This window comes from Streptomyces sp. NPDC012508 (assembly GCF_042902595.1).
Classification (GTDB): domain Bacteria; phylum Actinomycetota; class Actinomycetes; order Streptomycetales; family Streptomycetaceae; genus Streptomyces.
The window spans coordinates 94,084-107,186 of sequence record NZ_JBIBEO010000009.1 but is presented as its reverse complement, the minus strand read 5'-3'; the positions used below and the strand labels follow the sequence as shown (position 1 = coordinate 107,186).

Genomic DNA, 13,103 nt, shown 5'->3' with positions numbered 1-13,103 from the left:
TCACGTACCCGAGGCGCGCAGCCTGCGCATCGCCGCCGCGTCGTCGCGGTCGCGCAGGGAGCCGTCGTCGTCCAGCCAGCGGCGGTGCAGGGCGGCAAGAGCCTCGCGGTCCAGCTCGACGCCGAGCCCGGGGGCGTCGGAGACCGTGAGGCGGCCGTCGTGGAAGACGGGGCGGGTGGTGACGACGTCCTCGGTCTGCCAGGGGTAGTGGGTGTCGCAGGCGTGGTCCAGGTCGGGCAGGGTGGCGGCGACCTGGGTCATGGCCGCGAGGCTGATGCCGAGGTGGGTGTTGGAGTGCATGGAGAGCCCGACGCCGTACGTACGGCAGAGCGCGGCCAGTTCGCGCGTACGGTGCAGGCCGCCCCAGTAGTGATGGTCGCAGAGCACGATCCGTACCGCGTCCCTGGCGAAGGCATCGGGTACCTCCTCGAAGGTCGTCACGCACATGTTGGTCGCGAGCGGCACGTCCGTGAGGGACGCGACCTCGGCCATGGTGTCCGTGCCGGTCGTCGGGTCCTCCAGGTACTCCAGGACGTCCTTCAGCTCGCGCGCCACCCCCAGCGCGGTCTCCACGGACCACGCGCCGTTCGGGTCGAGGCGGAGCGGCCGCCCGGGGAACTCCCCGGCCAGGGCGCGGATCGCGGCGATCTCCTGCTCGGGCGGGAAGACACCGCCCTTGAGCTTGAAGGAGCGGAAGCCGTACGTCCGGTCGAAGCGGCGGGCCTGTTCGACGATGCCCGCCGGGTCGAGGGCGGGGCCCCAGTCGTCGGTCCCGTCGAACTTGTAGAAGAGGTACGCGCTGTACTCGACGGCGTCGCGGACCTTGCCGCCGAGGAGGGCGTGGACGGGGAGGCCGAGGCTCTTGCCGAGCGCGTCCAGGTAGGCGACCTCGAAGGCCGAGACCACGGAGAGGCGGAGCTTGGCGGCGGTCTGGACCCCGCGCAGCCCGCCCGCGTCGACGCGCTCGTCGACGGCCCGTGAGTCGCCGCACACCTGCGCGGCACGCGTGAACAGGCCGTTCACGTCCGTGACCGCGTGGCCCGGGAGCGCCTCGGCCAGCGGCCGCGCGAGATCCAGATACTTCCCGTCGCCGTACGTCTCCCCCAGGCCGGTGACCCCGCCCCGCGTCACCACTTCCACCACCAGGCGGGGCGTGAAGGGCTGGTGGACGCCCTGAGTGTTGAGCAGGGGCGGGTCGGCGATCAGGATCGGGGTCAGCCGGACTTCCTCGACGAGCAGCTCTGAATTCATATGTGAACCCTATTCATGGATCAGATCCCTCACCAGACCGCCCACGCCACTTTCCCTCACGAACCCTGGACGACATACCGACTGGTCGGTCATCATGAACGCCGACCCACCCAGCCCCCCGTCCCCGGAGGTACGCACGATGAGCTCAGCCCCGCCGCCAGGTCTCGATCCCGAGCGGTTGCGCGGATTTCTCGACCGGGAACGGCCGGGACTCGTGCGCGGCCCGCTCGACGCCCGGCTGATCGAGGGCGGCCGGTCCAACCTGACGTACGTCGTCACCGACGGCACCGGCCGGTGGGTGGTACGGCGGCCTCCGCTGGGCCATGTCCTCGCCACCGCGCACGACATGAAGCGCGAGCACCGGGTGATCAGCGCCCTGCACACGACGGCCGTGCCCGTCCCGGAGACCGTCCTCCTCTGCGAGGACGACACCGTCCTCGGGGCGCCGTTCTACGTCATGGAGTTCGTCGCCGGCACTCCGTACCGCTCGGCCGGGCAGCTCGCCCCGCTGGGCCCCGAGCGCACCCGCGAGGCCGTCCTCGGACTGGTCGACACGCTCGTCGACCTGCACGCCGTCGACCCGGCGGAGGTGGGCCTCGGCGACTTCGGCCGCCCCGACGGATTCCTCGACCGGCAGCTGCGCCGCTGGGGCAAGCAGCTCGACGCCTCACGCAACCGCGAACTGGCGGGCATCGACGAGCTGCACGCCGCCCTCGGCCGCGCGCTCCCGGCCTCCCCCACCCCGACGGTCGTCCACGGCGACTACCGCCTGGACAACGTCCTGATCGGCGAGGACGACCGGATCAAGGCGGTTCTCGACTGGGAGATGTCCACGCTCGGCGACCCGCTGACCGACCTCGGTCTGCTCGCGATGTACAGCGCGCCGCTCGACGTCCCCCACTCCCCCGTCAGCACGACCGCCACGGCCGCCGGGCACCCCACGCCCGCCGAGCTGATCGAGCGGTACGCCGCCCGCTCGGGCCGCGACACCTCCGCCATCTCCTGGTACACGGCCTTCGCCTGGTTCAAGCTCGCCGTGATCCTGGAGGGCATCCACTACCGCTACACCCTCGGTCAGACCGTCGGCGCCGGCTTCGACCGCATCGGCGAACTCGTCCCCGTCTTCATCGAGCACGGCCTCACCACCCTCCAGGAAGGCTGATCCGCCATGGACTTCGCATTCGACGCGCGCACCGAGGAGCTGCGGGCGAAGCTGCTCGCCTTCATGGACGAGCACGTCTACCCCGCCGAGGCGGTCGCCGACGAGCAGCGGGCGCTGCTCGCCTCGCCGTGGGACACCCCGCAGATCGTCGAGGACCTGAAGGCCGAGGCCCGCCGCCAGGGCCTGTGGAACCTCTTCCTTCCCGACGCCGAGCACGGGGCGGGGCTGACCAACCTCCAGTACGCGCCGCTCGCCGAGATCACCGGCCGCAGCCCGCACCTGGCCCCCACCGCCCTCAACTGCGCGGCGCCGGACACCGGCAACATGGAGGTACTCGCCCAGTTCGGCGACGACGCGCAGAAGAAGCAGTGGCTCGAACCGCTGCTCGCCGGGGAGATCCGCTCGGCGTTCGCGATGACGGAGCCCGAGGTGGCCTCCTCGGACGCGACGAACATCGAGACGCGGATCATCCGCGAGGGCGACGAGTACGTGATCAACGGCCGCAAGTGGTACATCTCCGGCGCGATGAACCCCGACTGCAAGATCTTCATCGTGATGGGCAAGACCGACCCGGACGGCGCCGACATCCGCCGCCAGCAGTCGATGATCCTCGTACCCCGCGACACCCCCGGCCTCGAGGTGCGCCGGGCGATGCAGGTGTACGGCTACGAGGACCACTCCCACGGCGGTCACGCCGAGGTCGTCTTCCACGGCGTCCGCGTCCCCGCGTCGAACCTCATCGGTGAGGAGGGCGGCGGCTTCGCCATCGCCCAGGCCCGGCTCGGCCCCGGCCGGATCCACCACTGCATGCGGCTGATCGGCATGGCCGAGCGGGCGATCGAGCTGATGTGCCGTCGCGCCGTCTCCCGTACCGCCTTCGGCAAGGCGATCGCCCAGCAGGGCGTGGTCCAGAACTGGATCGCGGACGCCCGCGTGACGGTCGAGCAGCTGCGGCTGCTCGTCCTGAAGACGGCCTGGCTCATGGACACCGTCGGCAACCGGGGTGCCCACACGGAGATCCAGGCCATCAAGATCGCGACCCCGCGCGCGGTGGTCGACATCCTCGACAAGGCCGTCCAGGTGCATGGCGCGGGCGGGGTCTCGCAGGACTTCCCGCTGGCCGAGCTCTGGGCCGCCGCCCGCACGCTGAAGCTGGCGGACGGTCCGGACGAGGTGCACCAGCGGTCGCTGGCGCGGCGGGAGCTGAAGCAGTACCTCTAGCCGCCCTAGGGGCGGAGCGCGCGCAGCAGCAGGTCGGCGAGTTGATCGGCGACCTGCTGCGGCGTCAGCGGGCCGTCCGGGCGGTACCAGGTGGACAGGTGGTGGACGGAGCCGAAGTGGTAGTCCACCACCAGGTCGGCCGGGGTCGCGGACGAGAAGACCCCGGCCTGCTGGCCCTCCTCGATCAGCGCGCGGAACCGCTCGTGGTAGCGCCGCCGCTCGGCCCGTACCTGCTTGTTCTTCTCCGGGCTGAGGTGGTGCATGGAGCGGAAGAAGATCGAGGCGTCGTCGAGGTTGTCGATCGTGGTGACCACGACGTCGGCGGCGGCGTCGCGCAGGCGCTGCTCGACCGGGGCGTCGGCGTCCGCGAAGGCGTCGAGCCGCTCCTGCTGGAGCCGCAGGACCCGGGAGTAGACCTCCTGGAGGAGGTCCTCCTTGGAGCCGAAGTAGTGGTAGAGCGCGCCCTTGGTGACGCCCGCCGCCTCCACGATCTCCTGGACGGAGGTGCGGTCGTAGCCCTGCTCCGCGAAGAGCCGGGTGGCGGCGGCCAGCAGCCTCTGGGGGACGGGGGTACCGCTCCCGTCCGTCGTCCTGGCCATGCGCCGCCGCCTTTCTCTCGTGATCATCCGTGTGGGGCCGTGCTACGTGAGGGAACGCAGTTCCCTTCGGAGGATCTTCCCACTTGTCGTCTTCGGCAGCTCCGCCAGGATCTCGACCTCGCGCGGGTACTTGTACGCGGCGAGCCGCTGCTCGCAGTATGCGGACAGCTCGGCGGGCTCGACGGCGCTGCCCGGGCGCAGACTCACGTACGCCTTGACCGTCTCGCCCCGGTAGGCGTCGGGGACGCCGACGACGGCGGCCTCGCGGACGGCCGGGTGGGTGTAGAGGACGTCCTCCACCTCCCGGGGCCAGACCTTGAACCCGGAGGCGTTGATCATGTCCTTCTTGCGGTCGACGACGTAGAGCCAGCCGTCGGCGTCCATGAAGCCGATGTCCCCGGTCCGCAGCTCCCCGTCGGGGAAGGTGGCGGCGGTGGCCTCGGGGAGCCGCCAGTAGCCGGGGACGACCTGCGGGCCGCTCACGGCGATCTCGCCCTGCTCGCCGAACGGCACCTCGGCGCCGGTCTCGTCGAGGATCCGGACGACCGTGTCGGGCCCGGGGACGCCGACGGACAGGGTGCCGGAGGCGGGGTCGACCGGGGCCTCCTTCTCGGGCGGTACGGCGGCACAGGGGGCGGTGCACTCGGTGAGTCCGTAGCCGTTGCGGATGTACGGGCCGAATCCGGCGCGGAACTTCTCCACGAGCGCGGGCGGGACGGGGGCGCCGCCCGAGGAGATGACCCGGAAGGAGGCGAAGTGGTCGGGGGTGGCCCCGGGGTGCGCGGCAAGGGCCATGAAGGCGGTCGAGGGGCCGACGGTATAGGCCGGGCGGTGCTCCAGGAAGGCGTCGAGGACGACGCCGGCGTCGAAGCGGTAGGCGAGGACGAGGGTGCCGGCGTTGCCGAAGCAGGCGGCGAGTTCGCAGACCAGTCCGGTGATGTGGAAGAGCGGGGCGAGCGCGAAGTAGCCGGCTCCTTCGGGGACGGGGTGTCCGGTGCGCTGGCGTTCGGCGTTGTAGGCGATGCCCCGGTGGAGGTTGAGGGCGCCCTTGGGGGTGCCGCTGGTGCCGGAGGTGTAGCTGATGAGGGCCACGTCCTCACCGGTCACCTCGCGGCCGTCCGGGGCGGGGTGTCCGGCGCGGGCGACGGCGAGGAGGTCGTCGGCCTCGGTGGCCACCGGGTCGAAGGCGAGGACGCGCGGGTCGTCGCGGGTCTGGAGGTCGCGTTCGCAGGCGGTGAGCGCGATCCGTACGGGAGAGTCCGCGGCGGTCTCGCGCAGATACCCCTCCCAGGCGCGGTCGGAGCAGATCAGGGCGACGGCCCCGGAGTCCCGCAGGGCGTGCCCCGCCTCGGCCGACTTGTACATCGGGTTGAGCGGGACGACGGTCGCGCCCGCCTTCCAGGCGCCGAGCAGGGCGAGGACGAAGTGGGGGCTGTTCTGGAGCATGATCGCGACCCGGTCGCCGCGCTCCAGGCCGCGGGCGGCGAGGTGTCCGGCGACCGAGTCGGAGAGCGTGTCGGTCTCGCGGTACGTCAGACGGCCGTCGAAGTAGGCGAGGGCCGGGTGCTCGGGGGCGCGGACGGCGGAGGCCCGGAAGGCGTGCAGCACCGTGGGCGGCGGGGCTATGGGGGCGCGCTGGACCTCGGTGAGCTGGGCGAGCCAGGGCCTGGCCGCGTAGGGCGACTCCGTCATCGGGCCTCCCCCTCCCACTTCCGCTGGATGTGGTTCATGTTGCCCAGCCATCGCTCGGGATCGGTCGCCCGGGCGCGGTAGTAGTCGGCGACCTCGGCGTGCGGGAGAACCAGGAAGCGGTCGGCCTCGATGGCGTCGAAGAGGGAGTCGGCGACGTCCTCGGGCTCGATGGCGGTGGGGGCGAGGACGAGTTCGCCTGCCGATCCGGCGGCGGTGAGCATGTCCGTACGGACGCCCTGCGGGCAGATCGCGTGGACCTTGACGCCGCGGTGGCGGTACGTGAGGGAGAGCCATTCGGCGAAGGCGTATGCGCCGTGCTTGGAGACGCTGTACGGGGCGGCGCCCACCATGGTCAGCAGGCCGGCGGCGGAGACGGTGGAGACGAAGCGGCCGCTGCCGCGCTCCAGCCAGCCGGGGAGCAGCGCCCGGGCCGCGCGGACATGGGCCATCACGTTGACGTCCCAGGCCGCGGCCCACACGGCCTCGTCGGCGAAGGCGTCACCCGGCGAGGCGAGTCCGGCATTGGCGCACCATACGTCGACGGTGCCGCCGAGGGCCTCCCGGGCCTCCTCGACGATCTCCGAGGCGTCGCCCGGGACGGCTATGGCGCCGATCTCCTCGGCGACGGCCTTGGTGCGGTCGGGGTCGAGGTCGTTGACGACGACCCGGGCGCCCTCGGCGGCGAACCGGCGGGCCAGCGCGGCCCCGATACCCCCGCCCGCGCCCGTGACGACCACTCCGGAACCCTGCACCGTACTCATCGAGACCCGCCTCTCCGTTACGACAGTACCGGCAGACTAACCAGTCGGTATGTCGTGGCGAAAGTCCCGTGCGCACGCCTCGTTCCCTGGGGGCGTCAGGAGCGCTAGCGTGCGTGGCCATGTCAGGGAAGGCGATCAAGGAGGTTTCCGCATGAACCTGTCGAGCCTGTCCAGCCCTTCCAGACGCCGCCTGCTGGCCGCCGGCGGCGCACTGGGGCTGGGCGCGATGGCCGCCCCGGCGGCGGAGGCGCACGGGGGCGGCCGGCGGGTGCGCACCGGATTCGAGCGGCTGGCCGCCGCCGGCTACGCGCCGCTCGCCGGGCAGCGGGTCGGCGTCGTCACCAACCCGACCGGGATCACGTCCGAGGTGCGCCACATCGTCGACGTGATGCACGCCGACGACCGGGTGGACCTGGTGGCGGTCTTCGGGCCCGAGCACGGCTTCCGGGGCACGGCGCAGGCCGGCGGCTCCGAGGGCCGCTACGACGACCCCGCGACCGGACTTCCCGTCTACGACACGTACCTGAAGAGCGGGCAGCCGCTCGCGGACGTCTTCACCGCCTCGGGCGTGGACACCGTTGTCTTCGACATCCAGGACGCGGGTGCGCGCTTCTACACGTACATCTGGACGCTCTACGACTGCATGGTGGCGGCGGCGCTCGCGGGGAAACGGTTCGTCGTCCTCGACCGGCCGAATCCGGTCACCGGACGGGCGGCGCTCGGCCCGGTACTCGACCGCGCCTTCGCCACCTTCGTGGGGCGCGAACCGATCGCGCAGGCGCACGGGATGACGGTGTCGGAGCTTGCCCGGCTGTTCAACGGGGAGTTCCTGGCGAAGCCGGTGGAGCTGGAGACCGTACAGATGTCGGGCTGGAAGCGGCGCGACTTCTTCGACACGACCGGACTGCCGTGGGTGCCGCCGAGCCCCAACATGCCGACGCCCGACACCGCGCTCGTCTACTCCGGCACCTGCCTCTTCGAGGGCACCAACCTCTCCGAGGGGCGCGGCACCACCCGCCCGTTCGAGCTGCTCGGCGCGGAGGGCGTGGACCGGCGGTGGGCGGAGGCGGCTAACGCGCTGGAACTGCCCGGGGTGCGGTTCCGGGAGGCGTACTTCGCCCCGACCTTCTCGAAGTTCCAGGGGAAGACGGTCGGCGGGGTGCAGGTGCAGGTGCACGACCGGGAGGCCTTCGACCCCGTACGGACCGGGATCGGGCTGCTCGTCAGCGCAAAGCGCTCGTGGAGCGGCTTCGCCTGGCGGTCGGACAACTGGATCGACAAGCTGACGGGCTCGACGCGCGTGCGGACCCTGATCGACGCGGGGGCGGACACGGACGAGGTGGTGGGGGCGTGGGGCGCGGACCTGGCCGCGTTCCGTGCGGTGCGGAAGGAGTATCTGCTCTACCGGTGACGTGGGCCGGTGGCGGGGTGTCAGGCCGGCCGGTGGCGGGGTGTCAGGCCGGCCGGTGGCGGGGTGTCAGGCCGGCCGGTGGCGGGCGGCGGCGGTGGGGCCATCCCCCGGATGATCACGGGTGCGGGCAGGTTGGCCGGGGCGGGTCCTTCGGCGCCAGGCTTGATCCATGAAGACGCTGACACGACATCGGTTACCGCTGGTGGGGGCGGTCGTGGCACTCTGCCTCGCCGCCCTCGCTCCCACCGCGAACGCGACCGCGGACGCCCGTCCCACCCCAGATCCGGCGCGTGAACTCGCCCGCACCGCACAGCCCTTGGACGACCTGCGGCCGCTGGACCGGATGATCGGCTCGGCCAAGGTCCTCGGGATCGGCGAGGCGACCCACAGCTCGGCCGAGTTCTTCGAGACCAAGCACCGGATCTTCGAGCATCTGGTGGAGCGGAAGGGCTTCACCACCTTCGCCCTGGAGGCCAACTGGTCGACCGGGCTGCTGATCGACGACTACGTCCGCTTCGGCAAGGGCGACCCGCGCCAGATCCTGGAGGACGAGTTCCGACACGCCTACCGCTTCTGGAACACCGAGGAGTACCTCGACCTGATCACCTGGATGCGGCAGCACAATCTCCGCCACCCCGGCCACCAGGTGCGGTTCATGGGCAACGACCTGGGCTACGCGGGGCCGAACCTCTTCGACGAGGTCACGGACCATGTCGCCCGCACCCACCCGCGGCTGCTGCCGCGCTTCCAGGAGCTCTACCGGGCCTCGCGGCCGGCCGGTGACGTCGACAGCTGGATGAACGGGTACCTCGCCAAGCCGCTGGAGGAGCGTCGGCGGATGGCCGTGGACGTGAACCGCGCCCTTGCGCTCCTGGAGGGGCAGAAGCCCGGCCAGGACCGTCAGGCGCACACCTGGACGGTCCAGCACGCCCGGGCGATCGCCCAGGTCGGCACCGAGATGGCACACGACGTGGAGAGCGCCGGGGGCGTCGCCGACGCGATGCTCTACCGCGACCGGATCATGGCCGAGAACACCGTGTGGTGGCAGCGGGCGACCGGCGACCGGATCGTGCTGTCCGCGCACAACAACCACGTCGGCTACGAGACGGCGAAGCCGGCGCAGTACCCACGCCTCCAGGGGGCGTTCCTGCGCGACGCGCTCGGCCGGGACTACGTGAGTATGGGGGCGTCCTTCGGGCGGGGCTCGTTCAACGCCCATGACACCGAGGCGCCGGGCGAGCCGGTCCGGGCGTTCACGGTCGGCCTGCCAGGGCCGGACAGCAGCGCAGAGACCCTGGACCGGGTGTCGCCGCGCCCCTTCTACCTGGACCTGCGTGCGACGACGCCCGCCGCGCAGGGCTGGCTCAGCGTGCACCGCCCGGCGTGGCTGATCGGCACGGCGTTCCCGTGGGAGGGCAACCGGGCACCGGTCCGGCTGGCCACGGCGTACGACCTGCTCGTCCACTTCCCCGAGGTCTCCGCGGCGCGTCTGCGCTGAAAACCTGGCCGTCCCTCCGTGCGCGCAGGATGCTGGCGCGGGAAGAACATCCTCAGCAGCTTCCTCAGGAACTTCCTCAGCACTTCCTCGACGCGGAGGGACGGGCAGAGCATGGCCGGAATGAGTGTGGAGCCGTACCGGGAGATCACCTTCGACAAGGACGGCGACGGGGCGGCCCGGCAGCACGAGGCGCTCGCGGCGCTGGCCGCCCAAGGGGTCACGGATCTGGTGATGTTCGCCCACGGGTGGAACAACACCCGGTCCGTGGCCAACCGCCTGTACGCGGCGTTCTTCGCCCCGTTCCCCCGCACCGTGGAGCGGGGCGCGCACCTGGGGTACGTGGGGGTGGTCTGGCCGTCGATGATGTTCTCGGACGAGCCGATCCCCGACTTCGAGTCCGTGGCGGCCCTGCACCCCGGCAAGGAGGCGGTGGTGGACCGGCTCGCCACGCTGCTCCGGGAACAGCCGGACGACGAGGCCTCCTTCGTGGAATTCGGCGAGCTGCTACGGAAGTTGACGGACACCGACGGATCGCGCGGCCTCACGGAGGGCGGCCCCGAGGTCCCGGACTTCCTGCTCGCGGACCCGGTCGCCGTCTGCGCGATGTTCGCCGACGCGCTGGAGGAGGCCGAGGGGCCGGGGAGCGTGCCGACCCCGCGCGAGGCGTTCGGCGGCAGACTGACGCGGTTCTGGAAGGGGGCCAAGGAGGCCCTGCGCCAGGCCACGTACTACACGATGAAGCGCCGTTCCGGCACCGTCGGCGAGCGGGGACTCGGCCCCCTGCTCGGCGAACTCGCCCGCTCCTCCCCCGGGCTGAGGATCCACCTCGTCGGGCACAGCATGGGCGCCCGGCTCGTCTCGTACGCCCTGCGCGGTCTGCCCGCCGGGGCTCGGAACGTGGCCTCGGTGACGCTGCTCCAAGGGGCCTTCTCGCACTACGCGTTCGCCGCCCGGCTGCCGCACGAGCCGGGCCGGGGCGGCGCGCTGCGCGATCTGCAACGGCGGGTCGACGGGCCCGTGGTCGCCTGCTACTCGCGGCACGACACCGCGCTGCGCGTGATCTATCCCCTGGCCTCCCGCCTGGCCAGGGACGCCGACTCGCTGCTCGCGAGCGACAAGCGCTGGGGGGCGATCGGCCACGACGGCGTGCAGGCGGTCCCGGGCACGCCCTCGCTGACCCTGGCGGCGGCGCTGCGCGACGGAGTCCCGGCGTCCGGCTGCGTGAGCGTCGACGGCGCGCAGGTGGTCGGCGAGCACAGCGACATCTGCCACGAGGAGCTGGCACGGCTGGTGGCGTCGGCGGGCCGGTTCGGGCGGCGGTAGGTCAGGCCGACGGACGTCCCGCGCACGCCTGCTCGATGAGCCGTTCCATGGTCTCCCCCGGCAGCGCGGGGTGGGCGGCGGCCGCGGCGGCGACCCTCGGGTCCGGATCCGCGACCAGGCGCTCGACGACGTCCGGCGGGAGCGCGGGGTGCGCGGCGATCACGCGGAGCGTCCTGCGGCCGGAGTCCGCGTCCCGCGCCATCCGGCGGAGCAGCGCGGCCGGGCAGCCGGGGTTCCTCGCGACGGCGCCGTACACCGGTGGCCCGTGGCGCTCGACGAGCTCGGTGAGCCGGTCCTCGCCCAGCCCCGGGTGGAGTGCGATCCGCCGGGCCACCCCGATGTCGGGGTCGGCGGCGAGCAGGTCCACGAGCGCGGCGGGGAGGTCGGGGCGGGCGGCGACGAGGGCACGCACCTGGGCCACGCGGCTCACGGCCGGCTCGTACAGCTCCGCTTCGGTGGCCGCGAGGATCCGGGGCAGCGGCTCGCGCGGCAGCTTCTGGCGTCCCGCGAGCGCGGTGAGCAGGGCGAGGGGTACGGCCGGGTTCTCCGCGACGGCCCGGCGGACCTCGGGATCCGGGTCATCGGCGAGCTGCCGGAGCAGGGGCTCGTCCAAGCGGGGGTTCCGCGCCACGGTCCTCCGGACGTACGGCGTGGGATGAGTGGCCAGCCGGGGGTGGAAGTCGGCCGGCAGATCGGTCCGCTCCGCGAATTCACCCGCGGCCCACGGCTCTCCGGGGTCGAGGAACTCCTCGAGACCGGCCGGGGGCGTCGCGGGGTTGGCCGCGGCCGCGAGCCGTATCCGCCGGACGCCGGGCGCATGGTCGGGGCAGCGCTCGGCGCGCCGGTGACATGCGCCGCAGCGGCTGGGCGCCGGCCGGCCGCCGTCCGCGAGGAGGGCGGCGAGCAGAGCGGGCGGCGCGTGCGCGTTCCCGGCGAACTCCGCCCGTACGGCCACGTGGGGGTGGCGGGCGAGTTCCTCGGCCAGTTCGGCGGAGAGCTCGGAGGATTGCGCGGCGCACTCGGCCACGTGCGTGTCCGGGTCGCGCGCGAGGGCGGTGAGGACGTCCGGAGGCAGACCCGTGACGTAATAAGCCGCCTGGCCACGGACCTCCGGGTCGGGGTGCGCGGCGAGCTCCCGTACCGCCGCCTCCGGTGCGATGCCGGCCTGGGCCGCGGCCACCAGAAGGTGAGGAACGTCACGGGGCACCTCGGCCCAGGCGATCCTGCCACGGGCGACGAGGGTCCAGACGTCCGCGTCGTCGTGGGCGAGGAGGGAGCGTGCCTGGGCCTCGGTCAGGTCGTCACGGCGCGCCAGGAGGTGGTGGATGTCCTCGTCACCGGCCTGCGCCAGCCGTTCGAGCAGCCGCTCCGGCAGTGCCGGATTGTCCGCGAGGCCCTCCAGTACGTCCTGCAACAGATCTCCCCCGCGCGCCTCTGATGGAGCCCATCGAATTTTCGATGGAACACGAAGGGGTACTCGTTCGTCCATTCCATAACGTCCTTGACGCCGATGTACCACCGATGGAGGTGCGGAGCGATGGCGGGTTTCCGGAGTCTTGCGAGACAGGTGCGCGATCCCGGGAGTGACATGGCGCTGCGGAGGTATTCGCTGCGCAAGTGCCTGGAGCGGTTCGCCCCCTACGGGCACCGCGCCACCTGGGACCATCTGTGCCGCAGGCACGGGTTCGGGCCCGAGGACAGGGAGCTCGATCCGGGGCGGCTGGTGGCCGCGCTGGAGGAGCTGGAGGAGGCGCGGGCGGTGTGGCTCGCGTACGAGAAGGAGTTCGCGGCGCGTCGGCGGCGCGAGAAGCACGAGGGCCTGCGCCGGCCGGGCGCGCTGGACGACTGGCACCGGCGGACGTGGGGCGGCAACGGAGTGGCGCGGTGTGACGATCCGGCCGTGCACCCGACGGAGCCGCTGGCCGAGGTGTTGCGGCGGTTGATCGCCGCGCTGCAGTCCGCGCCCGGGGAGCACTGCCCGGTGTGCGCGGGAGGCCGGATCGAATGGCGGCCGGACCTGGCGGACGAGCCGTGGTTCGGCCCGGTGTGCGGAAACTGCGGCGTGGTCGTGCCGCGGGCGGTACTGACAGCGGGTGCGCTGGCGCGAGCACGAGGAGAGGCTCAGCTCACTCTGGCGTCGGTGGCCTAGTAGCGGTGGAAGACGAGACGCGGGGGCAACGGGGGC

11 protein-coding genes are annotated in these 13,103 nt (G+C 72.5%); 6 read left to right on the top strand and 5 right to left on the bottom strand.

Translation table 11 applies throughout. The features are described from left to right. Positions 1–1,251, bottom strand: a complete 1,251-nt coding sequence (locus tag ACFY8U_RS28470) for a glucarate dehydratase family protein (protein ID WP_389575208.1) — start codon at positions 1,249–1,251, stop codon at positions 1–3. A gap of 139 nt (positions 1,252–1,390) precedes the next feature. Here ACFY8U_RS28470 and ACFY8U_RS28465 point away from each other — a divergent pair, with 139 nt between their 5' ends. Next, the gene (locus ACFY8U_RS28465) at positions 1,391–2,413 is read left to right on the top strand and encodes a phosphotransferase family protein (RefSeq protein WP_361601448.1); all 1,023 of its coding nucleotides are present in this window, start codon (positions 1,391–1,393) and stop codon (positions 2,411–2,413) included. Between the two features lie 6 nt (positions 2,414–2,419). Then, positions 2,420–3,634 (top strand): acyl-CoA dehydrogenase family protein, encoded by a 1,215-nt coding sequence (locus ACFY8U_RS28460; protein ID WP_389575207.1) that lies wholly within the window; start codon positions 2,420–2,422, stop codon positions 3,632–3,634. Positions 3,635–3,639: 5 nt separating this feature from the next. Here ACFY8U_RS28460 and ACFY8U_RS28455 read toward each other — a convergent pair whose 3' ends face one another. From ACFY8U_RS28455 to ACFY8U_RS28445, 3 genes are read right to left on the bottom strand one after another with little or no spacing between them, the layout of a single operon-like run. Continuing rightward, positions 3,640–4,233: a TetR/AcrR family transcriptional regulator gene (locus ACFY8U_RS28455; protein ID WP_361601442.1), complete on the bottom strand. Its 594-nt coding sequence runs from the start codon at positions 4,231–4,233 to the stop codon at positions 3,640–3,642. Between the two features lie 42 nt (positions 4,234–4,275). Then, positions 4,276–5,925, bottom strand: a complete 1,650-nt coding sequence (locus tag ACFY8U_RS28450) for an AMP-binding protein (RefSeq protein ID WP_389575206.1) — start codon at positions 5,923–5,925, stop codon at positions 4,276–4,278. Then, positions 5,922–6,686 carry an SDR family oxidoreductase gene (locus ACFY8U_RS28445; RefSeq protein ID WP_389575205.1) on the bottom strand — a complete coding sequence of 255 codons (765 nt, stop codon included), beginning with the start codon at positions 6,684–6,686 and terminating at the stop codon, positions 5,922–5,924. The genes ACFY8U_RS28450 and ACFY8U_RS28445 overlap by 4 nt, the downstream gene beginning before the upstream one ends. A 151-nt stretch (positions 6,687–6,837) precedes the next feature. On the opposite strand from ACFY8U_RS28445, the gene ACFY8U_RS28440 reads away from it, so the two are divergent. From ACFY8U_RS28440 to ACFY8U_RS28430, 3 genes are all read left to right on the top strand, one after another. Then, entirely contained in the window at positions 6,838–8,097 is a 1,260-nt protein-coding gene (locus ACFY8U_RS28440) for an exo-beta-N-acetylmuramidase NamZ domain-containing protein (protein ID WP_389575204.1), read from the top strand. Between the two features lie 169 nt (positions 8,098–8,266). Beyond that, a complete protein-coding gene (locus ACFY8U_RS28435; RefSeq protein WP_389575203.1) occupies positions 8,267–9,595 on the top strand; it encodes an erythromycin esterase family protein in 1,329 nt (442 codons plus the stop codon). Positions 9,596–9,706: 111 nt separating this feature from the next. Then, positions 9,707–10,918 (top strand): alpha/beta hydrolase, encoded by a 1,212-nt coding sequence (locus tag ACFY8U_RS28430; protein ID WP_389575202.1) that lies wholly within the window; start codon positions 9,707–9,709, stop codon positions 10,916–10,918. 1 nt (position 10,919) lies between these two features. On the opposite strand, the gene ACFY8U_RS28425 is transcribed toward ACFY8U_RS28430, so the two are convergent. Beyond that, positions 10,920–12,332: a hypothetical protein gene (locus ACFY8U_RS28425; RefSeq protein ID WP_389575201.1), complete on the bottom strand. Its 1,413-nt coding sequence runs from the start codon at positions 12,330–12,332 to the stop codon at positions 10,920–10,922. Positions 12,333–12,455: 123 nt separating this feature from the next. On the opposite strand from ACFY8U_RS28425, the gene ACFY8U_RS28420 reads away from it, so the two are divergent. Further along, positions 12,456–13,067 carry a hypothetical protein gene (locus tag ACFY8U_RS28420; RefSeq protein WP_361760707.1) on the top strand — a complete coding sequence of 204 codons (612 nt, stop codon included), beginning with the start codon at positions 12,456–12,458 and terminating at the stop codon, positions 13,065–13,067. Positions 13,068–13,103 lie beyond the last annotated feature (36 nt).